Origin of the sequence: Pseudomonas sp. NPDC096950 (assembly GCF_044762525.1) — a bacterium.
In the GTDB taxonomy this organism is placed as follows: domain Bacteria; phylum Pseudomonadota; class Gammaproteobacteria; order Pseudomonadales; family Pseudomonadaceae; genus Aquipseudomonas.
Genome location: NZ_JBIWEL010000024.1, coordinates 25,756 through 39,417 on the forward strand (window position 1 = coordinate 25,756; position 13,662 = coordinate 39,417).

Genomic DNA, 13,662 nt, shown 5'->3' on the forward strand with positions numbered 1-13,662 from the left:
CCTGACCGTTAGATGTTCTCTTTCCTCATGTCTCGTCCCCAACGTCCCGTTTCTCGCCGCCCTGGCGCGAAACCTGCGCCATCCTCATCAGCTCCGCGCCGTGTTGCCAAAGCTCCACCGGCCGAGCCGAAGCTGATTCTGTTCAATAAACCGTTCGATGTGCTGACGCAATTCAGCGACGGTGAAGGGCGGGCGACGCTCAAGGATTACATAGAGATTCCTGGCATCTATCCGGCCGGACGCCTGGACCGCGACAGCGAAGGCTTGCTGTTGCTGACCAACGACGGACAACTGCAAGCGCGGATCGCCGATCCGAAGCACAAACTGGCCAAGACCTATTGGGTGCAAGTGGAAGGCGAGCCGAGCGCCGAGCAATTGCAGCGCTTGCGCGACGGGGTCGAGTTGAACGACGGCATGACTTTGCCCGCCGAGGCGCGGCAGCTTGAAGAGCCGGAACTGTGGCCGCGCAATCCGCCGGTGCGCTTTCGTAAAAGCGTGCCGACCTCTTGGCTGGAGTTGGTGATTCGCGAAGGTCGCAATCGGCAGGTACGGCGCATGACGGCGGCGGTGGGCTTGCCGACCTTGCGTCTGGTGCGGGTGCGGATCGGCGACTGGTCGATCGAAGGGCTCGATCAGGGCCAGTGGAAGGAAGTGCCGGCGCGGTTATGAATGGTTTTCGATGTACGCGATGACCACGCTTTTGATGATGAACGCGAAGATCCCCAGGCCCAGCACGAAGAACAGAATCATGGTGCCGAACTTGCCAGCCTTGGATTTCTTCGCCAGATCCCAGACGATGAAACCCATGAAAATGATCAGGATGCTGACCAGGCCGGTCATCATCCACTCTTCGAAAACTGCAGGATCCATTGAACATCTCCAGCGCGGGCGGGGCTAAAAGGCGCTGGAGTATACGACATGGGGTATTGGCGAAGTATTGACCTGCGGCAGTGTGTCGCAGCTATTCGTCGCCTGTGCCGGCCCCTTCGCGAGCAAGCCCGCTCCCACAGGGGAAGGCATTCCAATGTGGGAGCGGGCTTGCCCGCGAAGGCGTCTTCAGCCACGCAGATGCGTCAACGGCAGCTCAGTACTGTTCAACACCTGATTCAACACAAAACTCGACCGCACACTGGTAACACCTTCGATCCGGGTCAAATGCCCCAGCAGCAGTTTCTGGTAGTGATCCATGTCCGGCACCACCACCTTCAGCTGATAATCCGCATCCATCCCCGTCACCAGGCTGCATTCCAGCACCTGCGGCAAGGTGCGGATCGCCGCTTCGAAGTTTTCGAAACGCTCGGGTGTGTGGCGGTCCATGCCGATCAACACGTAGGCCGTGAGGCTCAGGCCAAGCATCTTGCGATCCAGCAAAGCCACCTGGCGTGAGATGTAGCCGTCGTCTTCCAGCTGTTTGACGCGGCGCGAGCAAGGAGAAGGCGACAGGCCGATGCGTTCGGCCAGCTCCTGGTTGGAGATGCGCGCGTCACGCTGCAATTCCGCCAAAATGCTCAGATCGTAACGGTCGAGTTTGCTCATCAATCAGTCCTTTGTCGTAACTATTGCGGCGGATTATCTATCCAGGGTTAAAAATTGCGCAAGTGATGTTTATTTGAGCAATCTTCGCAATCCTCTGCCGACGCCCCAGGCCTATTCTTATTACCAGAATCACTGCTCGGACAAACAGTCCACAGCGACTCGCCCAATCAGGCCAGTCGCGGCCGCCACCCCCACCGGGGATGTGCCGGCCCCCGAGCTGCACACTGTCCAGAAGACGGCGTGAGGTGAGCCGACGTCATAAGCGTCGAGCACGGACGAAGTTCTCAAAGGGAGGCCGACGGGTCTCCCTTTTTTATTGCCTGCTAAATAAGTTGCGTGACTGATAACCTGTTGCAGAACCGGCCTGTGCTTTTCCAGTCTTACGTACAGGCCCTAACCCGCAGTGAGGAAAAGCATGAAGTCGCGCATCTGGCGTTTGGCCGGTGTTGGTTTGCTGTGTGTAAGTGTCACTGCGCAATCGCTGGCCGATGAGCCGCAGAACCGGGGTCCCGAAGGCGTACCGCACGGCCGGGATCATGAGCGAAATGATCAGGGTCATGGCGGCAACAACCAGCCGCGCCCGCAGAACAACCCTCAACAGAATAATCAGCCGCGGCCGCAGAACAATCCGCAGCAGAATCAACCGCGCCAGCAGAACAACGAAATCATTCGTGGCGACAACAGTCGCCAGTTCGAGCACAACGGCCAGAATCAAAACGGCCAGTGGCAGAACCGCCAGCCCCGCGATGCCAACACCCAGGTTCGTCCTGCGCCGCCACCGCCGCAACTGCCGGCCAACAGCCTGCCGATCCAGGGTCGGCCCGACACCGTGCGCCAGACCCAGCAGCCTCGATACGGTAACTATCAGGACATCCCGCGACGCAACGATAACAACCAGCACTGGCAGGGCAACAACCAGGGCCCGCGTCCCGATGACCATCGCTGGGAAGGTCGCCCGAATGGGCATGGCAACGGCTGGGGTCCCGGTCCGCAGTACCGTCCGGGGCAAATGGTCGATCGCTTCCCGGACCGTAATTTCCGTGTGCCGTATCGTGGCCAGGATTATTTCTACTCCGGCGGCTACTGGTATCGCCCGCAAGGTCCGCGCTACGTAGTGGTTCAGCCACCACGCGGGATCCGCGTGCACTACATGCCCGATTACGCCCGTGAAGTGTGGATCGGCGGTGCGCTGTTGTTCCTCGCGGCCGGTTCTTACTACGCCTACGAAGAAAGCACCCAGGATTATGTGGTGGTCGAACCGCCAGTCGGCGCTCCACAACCGCAACCGACCAGCAATGGCATTGACGTGACGGCGTATCCCGCCAACGGCCAGTCGCCGGAGCAGGTCGCCCAGGACGGTTACGAGTGCTCGCAATACGCGGTGCAGCAGAGCGGCTTCAATCCGCAAACCGCGACGTACCAGCCAGATCCGTCAGTCGTGCAAGCCTACCGCCAGGCCCAAGGCAATTGCCTGGCCAGTCGCGGTTATCAGGTGACTTTCTGAGCCTTGGCCGCCAACACCACTTCCTGCGGGTCGGCGTGCACCAGCACTTCGGCTCGCGGGTAAGCGGCGTGAATCGCATCGGCGGCCTGATCGCTGATGCCATGGGCGACTGACAGGGTCAGCTCCCCCGGCAATTCCAGGTGCAACTGCACGAACCAATGGTTGCCGGAAATCCGCGTGCGCAAATCATGCGCGCCCAACACTCCCGGCACACCGCACGCCAGTTCCAGCATGTGCTGGCTCACGTCCGGCGGCAGTTCTTCATCCATCAGCACCGCAAAACTTTCCCGGGCGATCTGCACTGCGCTCCAAAGGATGTACGCCGCAATCCCCAGACCGAACCAGGCATCCAGCGAATGCCAGCCGAACCCGGCCAGTATCAGCGCCGCCAGGATGCTGCCGTTGAGCATCATGTCGGAGCGGTAATGCAGGGAATCGGCGCGCACCGCATTCGAGCCGGTTTCCTTGATCACTCGGTGTTGCAGCATCAGCAGCGCCAGGGTCAGCGCGAGGGAGAAAATGATCACCCCGATGCTGATCCACGGCGCACCCACCGGTTCCGGATGCTTCAACCGATCAAACGCCTGAAAGGCAATCAGCACCGCACTGCCACCGATGAACAACGCTTGGGCCATGCCTGACAGCGACTCCGCCTTGCCGTGGCCGTAACGGTGATCGTCATCGGCCGGGCGCAAGGCGTAATGCACCGCCAGCAAGTTGAGCAATGAGGTGATGCCGTCGAGGGCCGAGTCGGTCAGCCCGGCGAGCATGCTCACCGAACCGCTCAGCCACCAGGCGATGGCTTTGGCGATGATCAACGTGCAGGCCACCGCCACGGAGGCGCGGGTCGCCAGCTTCAGCAGGCGAGCGTGTTCGAGGCTGGTGGTCATAGGTGCGGCAATTCCTTTGAGTGCACGGATTTACGCGGCAGGTTGCAGGCCGAACATCGCCAGTTGCTGGCTGCTGCCTTTGTGCTGGATCAGGCGTGGGTCATCCAGCGGGAAGCTGCGGCCCAGTTCGGTTTCCAGAATAGTCTGCAACTTGCGGTTATCGACCTGGCCGTCCGGGCCGATGGCTTGCTTGAGTTTTTCCGGCGCGACTTGGGCGGTCTTGCCCGGCTCGAAATAAATCGCGCCGGTGGCGAAGTCGACGGCAAACGCGATCAGTCCAGGGACGATATAGAACAGCAGGCCCACCGCATCGAGCACTGCAATCGCCGGGTCGATCTTGCCGTCGATCTGGCCGCGACGGTCCGGGTAGAAAATCGAACCGCAGGCGGTCACCTGGGTCAGCAGGGTGGCGACCAGAACACCGCCAATCAGGCGAAAGGGAACACGCATAGAAAATCTCCTGGGTCATTTGAAAACGAATGGGCGTCTATATGAATTAGGACTGTGATTAACGCCAAGCAGTTCGCCGTTATACCCGGCTCGGCATGGCGTGCCCACCGTAAATTAGCGCCGCGCCTCGGCCCTGCGGCATCAGCGTGAAGTTTATCGCTCCCAATGCGAGCACAAGATGACGCTGCACAGATTCGTTCGCTCAAAGCTTGGGTCCTTGAACGCGAGGAAATCGTCGTTGAACGTGCCGAAGGTGCTGCCCGGCCGGTGCTTCATCCCTTGATAAAACTCGTCGATCATCTTGTGGGCAAAATCGGTTTCACGCGGATAGGCCGCGATCACCGATCGCCGTTGTTCGTCGGTGAACTGCTCAAACCCGCGTCCCGCCACGTCCATCCCGGCGCCGGCCTGCAGCAGGGCGATTTCGGGATGCATGTGTTCCGGAATGCCCGGCGTCGTATGCAGGGCGACGGCGTTCCAGACTTTTTCTATATCTCGCTCGCCAATACCGTGACTGCGCAGAAAATCACGCGCGGCATTCGCGCCGTCCACTTCGAAGCGAAGTTGGCTCTGCCCGTACGCCGAGGTCAGGCCGATGTCATGGAACATCGAGGCCACGTAAAGCAGCTCGGGGTCAAACACCAGTCCCCTTTGCCGACCGATCAGGGCGCCCCAGCAATACACCCGGGTCGAGTGGGAAAACAGTAACTCGCTTTCAGTGTCGCGAATGAGCTGCGTCGCCTCGCGCGCTAATGGGCTGTCGGGAATGCTGATGTCGACACGGGGGTTGATGGCCATGATGTTGCGTTTCCTCCGATCTCAATTCGCGTCAGTGCGGGCGCGCACGACCGCCTCACACGGCAGCAGCCGGTGGGACTCGTCGAGCTCCCTGGCATGATGGGTTCCCCATTCGATCAACGAATCCAGAATGGGCCGCAGGCTTTCGCCCAGCGGGGTGAGCAGGTATTCGATGCCCTGGCGATCTTGGGCGCTGGGTTGGCGGCTCACCATGCCGTGTTCCTCAAGCGCTCGCAGTTGCTCGATCAACACTTTCTGTGAAATGCCGGCAACACGGTTTTCCAGGTCACAGGTGCGTTGCGGGCCGTCCAGCAGCACATGCAGGAGGACCGCTTTCCAGCGCCCCGAGAGGATGCCCAGCGTGCGCTCGATCGGCAGGCCCGGCAGTCTATTGATTGTCTTCATATGCACCACTGACCAAACGGTGTGTAGATGGGGTGACGGGCGAAAAGTAGGCTTTCCTTCCGATCCATTCGACCGAAGGAAAACCTATGATAAACCTGTTCGAATCACAACTGGTTGGCGGCACCGTCCTGTTGAAGAACCGTATTGTCATGGCGCCCATGACTCGCACGCGGACCTCCGAAGGCGACATCCCGAATGCGTTGATGGCCACCTATTACGGGCAACGGGCCAGTGCCGGCCTGATCGTGGCCGAGGCCACCGACGTTGCGCCGTCCAGCAACGGCTACGCGTTGACCCCCGGCATCTACACGCCAGCCCAGCGGCAGGGCTGGCGCTTGGTGACGGATGAGGTCCACCGCAAGGGCGGGACGATATTTTTACAGTTATGGCACGTCGGCCGGATGGCCCATCCATCGCTCATGCCGAACGGCGAGGCGCCTTGGGGCGTAACCGCGGAACGGGCCGAGTCGCAGGTGTTTGCCCACGGCCCGGATGGCACCTTGGGACATATCCCCGCCGGCACGCCAAGGCGCCTGAGGACGGAGGAAGTGATGAGGTTGGTCGACACGTTTTCCAAAGACAGCGTCCACGCCCGGGAGGCTGGATTTGACGGTGTCGAAATCCACGGCGCCAACGGTTATCTGTTCGAGCAGTTCATGAACTCGGTGCTCAATACCCGTACCGATTGTTATGGCGGCGCCAGCGTGGAAAGCCGCACCCGGTTCCTGCTGGAAGTCGTTGAAGCGGCGGTGCGTGAGTTGGGCCCGGGACGCGTTGGCGTGCGCCTGTCGCCGTTCGGCAGGTTCAACGGAATTCCGGCGGACCCCCTGACCGAGGAAACCTTGCTGTATGTGGCCGGACAATTGGGTCGTCTCGGGGTTGCCTATCTGCACCTGGTCTATGAGCTGATGCCGGAGGCGAACATGGAAGTTGCCGAGTTCGAATCCCACCACCTCGACCACGGGCTGCTGGCCAAGGTCCGGGCAGCGTTTCCCGGCACCATCATCTGGTGCGGCGGATTCACCGATCGCCAAGGCGCCGAGGATGCGCTCGACACCGGATTGGTGGATCTGATTGCCTTCGGCAGACCCTATATCGCCAACCCGGATCTGGCCGAGCGTCTCAAGTACGACTGGCCGTTGGCCGAAGCGGACCGATCGACGTATTACACCCGACGCGGTGAAGTGGGTTACACGGACTTCCCGGCCTATTCCGATCAGTAATGTGCTCGCGCCGTTATACTGCTCCGTCTGCCCGGGAGCCACCATGAATTCTTTGCCCATCGATGCCGCCCTGCCGGCCCTTCTCCAAGCCTTGAGCGATCGCAACGAGGTGGTTTTGCAAGCACCGCCCGGTGCCGGTAAGACCACCCGCGTTCCATTGGCCGTGCTGCATGAAACGTGGCTGGGCGGGCAGACCATCCTGATGCTGGAACCCCGTCGGCTGGCAGCGCGGGCTGCCGCGGAAAGGCTGGCCAGTGAGTTGGGGGAGAAGGTCGGAGAGACGGTTGGCTATCGGATTCGCCTGGAAAGCCGCGTAGGTCCACGGACGCGCATCGAGGTCGTGACCGAAGGCATTTTGGCGCGTCGACTTCAAGAAGACCCCGCGCTTGAAGGCGTCGGGCTGGTGATTTTTGACGAGTTCCACTCGCGCAATCTGGATGCGGATCTCGCGTTGGCGCTCACGCTCAATGGCCGTGAATTGCTGCGCGACGAGTTGCCCCTGAAAGTGCTGGTGATGTCCGCAACCCTGGAAGGCGATCGTATTTCGCGATTGCTCGACGATGCTCCGGTGGTCACCAGCGAAGGGCGGATGTACCCCGTGTCCACGATTTGGGGGCGGCCATTTCGGCCTGGTGAGTCAGTCGAGCCGCGAGTTGTCCAGGCCTGCCTGGATGCGATCGAGGAGCAAAGCGGCAGCATCCTGGTGTTCCTTCCGGGGCAGATGGAAATCCGCCGCGTCCATCAACAACTGGTCGATGCGCTCGGGGAGAATCCGCAGGTGTTGCTCTGCCCATTGCACGGTGAACTCGACCTGGCGGCACAACGCGCCGCGATTGATCCGGCACCCGCCGGCAAGCGCAAAGTGGTGCTGGCCACCAACATTGCCGAGACCAGCCTGACCATCGAAGGCGTGCGCGTGGTCATCGACGCGGGGCTGGAGCGCGTGCCGTATTTCGATCCGCGCAGCGGCATGACCCGGCTCGATACCCAGCGCATTTCCAAGGCCAGCGCCACCCAGCGCGCGGGCCGGGCCGGACGCCTGGAGCCGGGCGCGTGTTACCGCTTGTGGTCGCAGGATCAGCACGAGCAACTGGCCGCCTACGCCAGCCCGGAAATCCTCTGCGCCGACCTCGCCGGACTGGCCTTGCAACTCGGCCGCTGGGGCGTGACGCCCGGGCAATTGGCCTGGCTCGATGTGCCGCCGGCCGCCGCGTATGCACAGGCACAGGATCTGCTCGAACGCTTGGGCGCGCTGGAAGGCGAGGCGTTGACCCGGCATGGTCAGGCCATGGCTCAATTGCCGGTGCATCCGCGCATCGCGCATTTGCTGTTGCGCGGGCAGGCGCTGGGGCTGGCGGACATGGCGTGCAACGTCGCGGCGCTGCTGGGCGAAAGGGACATTTTGCGCGGCGCCGGCGCCGATCTGCACACTCGATTGGTCCTGTTGTCCGGCGAAGAACGCGCGGCTCGCGGCGCCCAGGGCGGTGTGCAGCGAGCGCGTCAATTGGCGCGGCAGTTTCGCGGCTACTTGCGCGGCAAAGCCTCGGAGCCGGTCAGCGATCCCGATCATCCGCGCTGGCTCGGCGCGCTGCTGGCGTTGGCCTACCCCGATCGGGTCGCGCAACAGCGCCGGGCCGGTGGTGCGGAATATCGTCTGGCCAACGGTCGGGCGGCGTTGTTTACCGAGGCCGACAGTCTGATGAAACAACCCTGGCTAGTGATCGCCGACCTCGGCAGTCGGCAGGGCCAGCGCGAGGAACGGATTTACCTGGCGGCGGATTTCGATCCGGCGCTGTTCGATTCAGTATTGGCCGAACAGGTGCGCAACGTCGATCAACTGGATTGGGACGAGCGCGAAGGCGTGTTGCGAGCGGAACGGCAGCGTAAGGTTGGCGAACTGATCCTCAGCCGCGAACCCTTGACCGGGCTCGACGAAACCGCGCGCAGCCAGGCGCTGGTCAATCTGGTGCGGCGCAAAGGCCTGGAACTGTTGCCGTGGACCCCGGAGCTGCGCCAGTGGCAAGCGCGGGTGGCGTTGTTGCGCCAGTTGGATCTTGCCGCCAAAGGTGAGAGCGAATGGCCCGATGTCAGCGACGCCGCGTTGCTGGAAAGCCTCGAACACTGGTTGATGCCGTACCTGGGCAAAGTCTCGCGGCTCAGTCACTTCGCCAATCTGGACCTGTCGAGCATCGTGCATAACCAGTTGCCGTGGCCATTGCCGCAACGGCTCGATGAACTGGCGCCGCACCATTTGAGCGTGCCGTCGGGCTCATCGATTCGGCTGGACTACAGCGAGCAGCCGCCGATTTTGGCGGTGCGTTTGCAAGAGCTGTTCGGCCTGGCCGAAACCCCGCGTATCGCCGGCGGGCGGCAAGTGGTCAAGCTGCACCTGCTGTCCCCGGCGCGGCGGCCGGTGCAGGTGACTCAGGATCTGGCCAACTTCTGGCGCAGTACTTACGCCGAGGTGAAGAAGGATCTGAAGGGGCGCTACCCCAAGCATTACTGGCCGGATGATCCGTTGGTGGCTGAGGCCACTGCTCGGATCAAACCGCGTAAGTAGTCAGTTGGATTGGCGGTGCGGCATTCGCGAGCAAGCCCGCTCCCACAAGGGATTTCTGTCGTATACAAAATCTGTATCTACTGAAGATCCCATGTGGGAGCGGGCTTGCTCGCGAAGCTTTTGACTTTGACCTACGGCGCAGCCGGCAACAAAAACCGCGCAATCACCGGCAAATGATCGGAAATCCGCAACGTATCGTCCTGCCGCACCGTCGCTTCCACCCGTTTGATCCGTGGGCTGTAAAACAAGTAATCAACCGTCCGGTCCGGCCCGTTCAGGCCGGGATCGTTCGGGTAATGGGTCAGCCACTGTGCGCGATCGACACCGCTGGCTTCGTTATTGATGGGGATCATCGGGTATTTGTCCCACAGCACATGCAGGGCACTGTCGGCGGAGTAGGGCGTGCGTTGTTCGGCGGGCAGGCGTCGGTACTGGCCCAGGGGCAAGAGATTGAAGTCGCCACCGATCAGCCACGGTGTGCCGCGACTCTCGTATTTATCGAGGACCTTGGCCACCGCCGCCACCTGCGCTTGCAGGGTGTCGTCGGGTTGGCGGACGCGGTCCAGATGGGTGTTGAGCACCGCGATCTGCCCGCCATCGCTCAACGGCAGGTACGTCACCAGCAAGGCGTTTTTCGGTTTGAACTGTCGGCTGATGAAGTTGGCGGGTGCCACCGGCAATTGCAGACGCTCGGCGTGCTCGACCTGATAGCGGCTCAGGGTTGCCAGTTGCCGGCCGACGCTGCCGAAGATGTGCGGTTCCGGGACGAAGTCAGCCTTCCAGTCAAAGGCGTGGGCGGTGCAGGGATACAGGTCGGCGACCCTTTCCTGCAACAGTTTGAACTGATTCTGATAATCGCTGGCCTTGGCGCCGTCATCGAGTTCTTGCAGCAACACGATGTCCGGTTGTTCGTCGCGAATCACCCGTGCCACTTCATCCAGGCTGAAGGCCATGTCTTCGAGGGTCGGGCTTTCGTCGTCGCCCTGGGCCAGGTCGTTCCAGAACACATAGCGTTTACCCGCCAGGTACTGGACGTTCCAGGTCATCACCTTCAAGGCTTGACCGGGCATCAGGGTGGGAGCCTTGGCGTTGCAACTGACGGGCAACACTTCCCTGGCTTCGGGCCGCCAGGTAGCGCTGTAGATCAACAGGCCCGCCAGGCCGAGGATAATCAGCAGGCCCAGCAGGGTGTAGCGCAGTAGACGGGTCATTGGCTCGGCTTATAGCGTTACAAGGATGATCCCGAGCATACCCGAGAGCGGCGTCCGCGCCCAAGGGTAGAGCGGTCAGACGGGGTTGTCGGTTTTGTCAGGCGCTTCGCCAATCAACATGAACAAGCGGAACAGCACCACGCTGGTGAACAGTTGCAGGAAACTGTGGGCGCTGTCGATCAGCAGGCCGAGCACCGGGTTTTGTGGCTCCGGGTACATCTCGAGGCTGGCGCCCTTGAGCAACCACAACGGCGCCATCACCGCCAGAATGCACACCAGAATACGCAGGAAATGCCCGCGGGTCAGGCGCAGGCTTTCCTTCATCGCCGCCAACGGCGCCATGCCGCGCAGCACCAGCAGGTACTCGGCGAAGGCCAGGGTCACCATCAGCCAGATGCCCGGCAGGAAATACAGCGACAGGCCCAGCAGAATCAGCAGCGTATTGAGGGCCGTGAGCAGGGCGAAGCGCGGCCACAGGGTGGCGGAAGTGGCGAGCAGGTCTCGGATGCGCGGCGACTCGCCACGGCTGCGGGCATCGAGAAACAGAATCAGCGCTGCGGTGTACAGCGGATACACCAGTAAACCGACGATCACGCTGTAACCGGGGAAACCGTCCGGGCCGGCGGTGTTGTCCACCAATTGTTGCAAGAACGCTTCGAACATCACCAGTGGCAGGCACAGTTGCACGATCTGGCCCAGATTGCGCTTGAAGAAATACAAGGAGTCACGCAGCACATCGAACGGATTCATCAGTCGGTATCGCAGGTTAAAAGCAGTTCCACACTTTAACCGATGAAGCGCTGGGGGGCGCAAACGTAAACGTTCGGTAAAGGTCATTGAAACATCCTGTATCAGCCCCATAACTGTGAGGCACCTTATCCACCGTGGATGAGGGCGACGATATTCCCGGCAATCTACGAGGTCGCCATGAACAGCGAAGAACAAACCCTGATCGATGGACTGTTTTCCCGGCTGCAACAGGCCGAAACGGATTCAGCCCCGCGTGACGCCCAGGCCGAGGCGCGGATCAAGGAACACCTGACTCGCCAGCCCGCCGCGGGCTATTTCATGACCCAGGCGATTCTGGTGCAAGAGGCTGCAATCAAAAGCCTCGACGAACAGAACAAGCAACAGGCGCAGCAGATCCAGCAATTGCAGGCCGAATTGCAACAGGCCAAGGCTTCCGCGCCGGCCCCGAGCAGTGGTGGTTTCCTGTCGAGCATCTTCGGCGGTGGTTCCCGCGATCCGCAGCCTGCGCCGACGCAAAGTGCTCCGCCATCCACTGGCGGCTGGCGTGAACCGGCCCGGCCATCATTCAACTCGCAACCGCCACAGCAGAACTTCGGTGCACCGCAACAGAACTACGGCGCCCCGCAGCAAAACTACGCGCCGCAACAACAGGCGCCGGTCGGTAGTGGCTTCCTCGGTGGCGCGCTGAAAACCGCAGCCGGCGTGGCCGGTGGCGTGATGCTGGCGCAAGGCATCAGCAGCCTGTTCCACAGCAACCAGCAACCGCAGGAAATCGTCGAAGTCATCAAGGAAGAGCCGGCACAGGTCAACGACCATAGCGGCAACGACTGGAACAACGACCAGAACGTGGCCGGTAACGATTCCAGCGACCAAGGCAATTTCACCGACGCCGACTACAGCGATGACAGCTCATCGTTCTTCGGCGGCGATGACGACGACTCCTTCGTCTGACCCACCACTCGTCCGGGGCGCACACGTGCCCCGGGCCGATTATTCGCGGAACAATCCTTCAGGCTGGCATACTGGGCGACTTTTCGGGCCTAGTGCCGGATTCAAGCCTGCGCCTGTGCGCCATGAGGGAAATGCGATGAAGAAAATCGCAGTGTTCGCCGACGTCCAAAACCTCTACTACACCGTGCGTCAGGCCTATGGTTGCCACTTCAACTATGCCGCGCTGTGGGCTGACATCAGCAAACAGGGCGAGATTGTCGAGGCGTATGCCTACGCCATCGATCGCGGCGACAGCAAACAGCAGCAGTTCCAGCAGATCCTGCGCAACCTCGGCTTCATCGTGAAGCTCAAGCCCTACATCCAGCGTAGCGACGGCTCGGCCAAGGGCGACTGGGACGTGGGCATCACCCTCGACATCATGGACGCCGCCGATCACGTCGACGAAGTGGTGCTGGCCTCCGGTGATGGCGATTTCGATATGTTGCTGGAGCGCATCATCAGCAAGCACGGTGTGCAAGCCGTGGCTTACGGCGTGCCGGGTTTGACCGCCAACTCGCTGATCCGCGCCGCCAGTCGCTACGTGCCGATCGAAGGCGCGTTGCTGCTCAAGAATTGATTTTTACGGAGTTGAAACAGGTTTGGAACGCATAGCCGTCATTGACTTTGAAACCACCGGGATCTCCCCGAGCAGCAGCTGCCGGGCCACGGAAATTGCCGTGGTGATCCTCGAACAGGGGCGCATCGTCGAGCGTTACCAGAGCCTGATGAACGCCGGCGTTCGTGTACCGGCCTTCATCGAACAACTCACCGGCATCAGCAACGCCATGCTGCGCACCGCGCCGTCGGCCGAGCAGGTGATGAACGAAGTTAACGAATTCGTCGGCATCACGCCGTTGTTGGCGCACAACGCTGCGTTCGACCAGAAGTTCTGGGATTTTGAACTGGGCCGGATCAAACGTACGCGGTTGCAGAACTTTGCCTGTTCGCTGTTGTTGGCCCGTCGGTTGATGCCGGCGGCGCCGAACCACAAACTCGGCACGCTCACCACGTTCGCCAGTTTGCCCAACACCGGCAAGGCTCACCGGGCGATGGCGGATGCGGAGATGGCCGCCAACCTGACGACGCATTTGGCAGAGCAACTGCGTCAGCAGCATGGGTTGCGGGAGTTGTCCCATGATCTGCTGGTCAGTCTGCAAAAAGTGCCGGCGGCGAAGATCAATGAGCATCTGAAGCGCCATCGCGGGTTCTGACTGACACCCCAACAATCCCCTGATACAACACAAATCCCCTGTGGGAGCGGGCTTGCTCGCGAAGGCGGTGTGTCTGTCACATTGATGTTGGATGTGCCGACGCCTTCGCGAGCAAGCCCGCTCCCACATTGGAT

Annotated in this window: 15 protein-coding genes; 7 read left to right on the forward strand and 8 right to left on the reverse strand. The window is 61.3% G+C overall.

From position 1 onward, the window contains the following. The first annotated feature begins 27 nt into the window (after window positions 1-27). Complete coding sequence (locus ACIQY3_RS27540; RefSeq protein ID WP_403026066.1) at window positions 28-669, forward strand: pseudouridine synthase; 642 nt, start codon at window positions 28-30, stop codon at window positions 667-669. Here ACIQY3_RS27540 and ACIQY3_RS27545 read toward each other — a convergent pair. Continuing rightward, the gene (locus tag ACIQY3_RS27545; protein WP_054052468.1) at window positions 664-870 is read right to left on the reverse strand and encodes a DUF2788 domain-containing protein; all 207 of its coding nucleotides are present in this window, start codon (window positions 868-870) and stop codon (window positions 664-666) included. The genes ACIQY3_RS27540 and ACIQY3_RS27545 overlap by 6 nt on opposite strands. Window positions 871-1,056: 186 nt before the next feature. Beyond that, window positions 1,057-1,536 carry an Lrp/AsnC family transcriptional regulator gene (locus ACIQY3_RS27550; protein ID WP_054052470.1) on the reverse strand — a complete coding sequence of 160 codons (480 nt, stop codon included), beginning with the start codon at window positions 1,534-1,536 and terminating at the stop codon, window positions 1,057-1,059. Window positions 1,537-1,951: 415 nt separating this feature from the next. On the opposite strand from ACIQY3_RS27550, the gene ACIQY3_RS27555 reads away from it, so the two are divergent. Further along, on the forward strand, window positions 1,952-3,040 hold the full coding sequence (locus tag ACIQY3_RS27555) for a DUF6515 family protein (protein ID WP_403026068.1): 1,089 nt from the start codon (window positions 1,952-1,954) through the stop codon (window positions 3,038-3,040). Here the strand turns inward: ACIQY3_RS27555 and ACIQY3_RS27560 are convergent. The 4 genes from ACIQY3_RS27560 to ACIQY3_RS27575 all read right to left on the reverse strand — a co-directional run bounded on the left by ACIQY3_RS27560 (window position 3,025) and on the right by ACIQY3_RS27575 (window position 5,583). Next, a complete protein-coding gene (locus ACIQY3_RS27560; RefSeq protein ID WP_403026070.1) occupies window positions 3,025-3,930 on the reverse strand; it encodes a cation diffusion facilitator family transporter in 906 nt (301 codons plus the stop codon). The two genes, ACIQY3_RS27555 and ACIQY3_RS27560, sit on opposite strands and share 16 nt — an antisense overlap. Before the next feature lie 30 nt (window positions 3,931-3,960). Further along, window positions 3,961-4,380, reverse strand: coding sequence for a polyribonucleotide nucleotidyltransferase (locus ACIQY3_RS27565; protein ID WP_403026071.1), 420 nt, complete (start codon window positions 4,378-4,380; stop codon window positions 3,961-3,963). A gap of 153 nt (window positions 4,381-4,533) precedes the next feature. Further along, entirely contained in the window at window positions 4,534-5,178 is a 645-nt protein-coding gene (locus ACIQY3_RS27570) for an HD domain-containing protein (protein ID WP_403026073.1), read from the reverse strand. Between the two features lie 21 nt (window positions 5,179-5,199). Then, window positions 5,200-5,583 carry a winged helix-turn-helix transcriptional regulator gene (locus ACIQY3_RS27575; protein WP_403026075.1) on the reverse strand — a complete coding sequence of 128 codons (384 nt, stop codon included), beginning with the start codon at window positions 5,581-5,583 and terminating at the stop codon, window positions 5,200-5,202. A gap of 86 nt (window positions 5,584-5,669) precedes the next feature. Here ACIQY3_RS27575 and ACIQY3_RS27580 point away from each other — a divergent pair, with 86 nt between their 5' ends. Both ACIQY3_RS27580 and hrpB read left to right on the forward strand, forming a co-directional pair. Continuing rightward, complete coding sequence (locus ACIQY3_RS27580; RefSeq protein WP_403026076.1) at window positions 5,670-6,806, forward strand: alkene reductase; 1,137 nt, start codon at window positions 5,670-5,672, stop codon at window positions 6,804-6,806. 43 nt (window positions 6,807-6,849) lie between these two features. Then, a complete protein-coding gene (gene hrpB / locus ACIQY3_RS27585) occupies window positions 6,850-9,366 on the forward strand; it encodes an ATP-dependent helicase HrpB (RefSeq protein ID WP_403026078.1) in 2,517 nt (838 codons plus the stop codon). A 131-nt stretch (window positions 9,367-9,497) separates the two neighbouring features. Here hrpB and ACIQY3_RS27590 read toward each other — a convergent pair whose 3' ends face one another. Continuing rightward, window positions 9,498-10,577 (reverse strand): endonuclease/exonuclease/phosphatase family protein, encoded by a 1,080-nt coding sequence (locus tag ACIQY3_RS27590; RefSeq protein WP_403026080.1) that lies wholly within the window; start codon window positions 10,575-10,577, stop codon window positions 9,498-9,500. 75 nt (window positions 10,578-10,652) lie between these two features. Beyond that, complete coding sequence (locus ACIQY3_RS27595) at window positions 10,653-11,327, reverse strand: YciC family protein (RefSeq protein ID WP_403026082.1); 675 nt, start codon at window positions 11,325-11,327, stop codon at window positions 10,653-10,655. 177 nt (window positions 11,328-11,504) lie between these two features. On the opposite strand from ACIQY3_RS27595, the gene ACIQY3_RS27600 reads away from it, so the two are divergent. From ACIQY3_RS27600 to ACIQY3_RS27610, 3 genes are all read left to right on the forward strand, one after another. Next, a complete protein-coding gene (locus ACIQY3_RS27600; protein WP_054052623.1) occupies window positions 11,505-12,278 on the forward strand; it encodes a DUF2076 domain-containing protein in 774 nt (257 codons plus the stop codon). Window positions 12,279-12,414: 136 nt separating this feature from the next. Further along, window positions 12,415-12,894: an NYN domain-containing protein gene (locus ACIQY3_RS27605; RefSeq protein ID WP_054052625.1), complete on the forward strand. Its 480-nt coding sequence runs from the start codon at window positions 12,415-12,417 to the stop codon at window positions 12,892-12,894. 22 nt (window positions 12,895-12,916) lie between these two features. Continuing rightward, window positions 12,917-13,528, forward strand: coding sequence for a PolC-type DNA polymerase III (locus ACIQY3_RS27610; protein WP_054052626.1), 612 nt, complete (start codon window positions 12,917-12,919; stop codon window positions 13,526-13,528). Window positions 13,529-13,662: the final 134 nt, after the last annotated feature.

Excerpts from the sequence above, each read along its gene's own strand:
- ACIQY3_RS27540 (WP_403026066.1), top strand. The coding sequence starts at position 28 with ATGTCTCGTCCCCAACGTCCCGTTTCTCGCCGCCCTGGCGCGAAACCT.
- ACIQY3_RS27545 (WP_054052468.1), bottom strand. The coding sequence starts at position 870 with ATGGATCCTGCAGTTTTCGAAGAGTGGATGATGACCGGCCTGGTCAGC.
- ACIQY3_RS27550 (WP_054052470.1), bottom strand. The coding sequence starts at position 1,536 with ATGAGCAAACTCGACCGTTACGATCTGAGCATTTTGGCGGAATTGCAG.
- ACIQY3_RS27555 (WP_403026068.1), top strand. The coding sequence starts at position 1,952 with ATGAAGTCGCGCATCTGGCGTTTGGCCGGTGTTGGTTTGCTGTGTGTA.
- ACIQY3_RS27560 (WP_403026070.1), bottom strand. The coding sequence starts at position 3,930 with ATGACCACCAGCCTCGAACACGCTCGCCTGCTGAAGCTGGCGACCCGC.
- ACIQY3_RS27565 (WP_403026071.1), bottom strand. The coding sequence starts at position 4,380 with ATGCGTGTTCCCTTTCGCCTGATTGGCGGTGTTCTGGTCGCCACCCTG.
- ACIQY3_RS27570 (WP_403026073.1), bottom strand. The coding sequence starts at position 5,178 with ATGGCCATCAACCCCCGTGTCGACATCAGCATTCCCGACAGCCCATTA.
- ACIQY3_RS27575 (WP_403026075.1), bottom strand. The coding sequence starts at position 5,583 with ATGAAGACAATCAATAGACTGCCGGGCCTGCCGATCGAGCGCACGCTG.
- ACIQY3_RS27580 (WP_403026076.1), top strand. The coding sequence starts at position 5,670 with ATGATAAACCTGTTCGAATCACAACTGGTTGGCGGCACCGTCCTGTTG.
- hrpB (WP_403026078.1), top strand. The coding sequence starts at position 6,850 with ATGAATTCTTTGCCCATCGATGCCGCCCTGCCGGCCCTTCTCCAAGCC.
- ACIQY3_RS27590 (WP_403026080.1), bottom strand. The coding sequence starts at position 10,577 with ATGACCCGTCTACTGCGCTACACCCTGCTGGGCCTGCTGATTATCCTC.
- ACIQY3_RS27595 (WP_403026082.1), bottom strand. The coding sequence starts at position 11,327 with ATGAATCCGTTCGATGTGCTGCGTGACTCCTTGTATTTCTTCAAGCGC.
- ACIQY3_RS27600 (WP_054052623.1), top strand. The coding sequence starts at position 11,505 with ATGAACAGCGAAGAACAAACCCTGATCGATGGACTGTTTTCCCGGCTG.
- ACIQY3_RS27605 (WP_054052625.1), top strand. The coding sequence starts at position 12,415 with ATGAAGAAAATCGCAGTGTTCGCCGACGTCCAAAACCTCTACTACACC.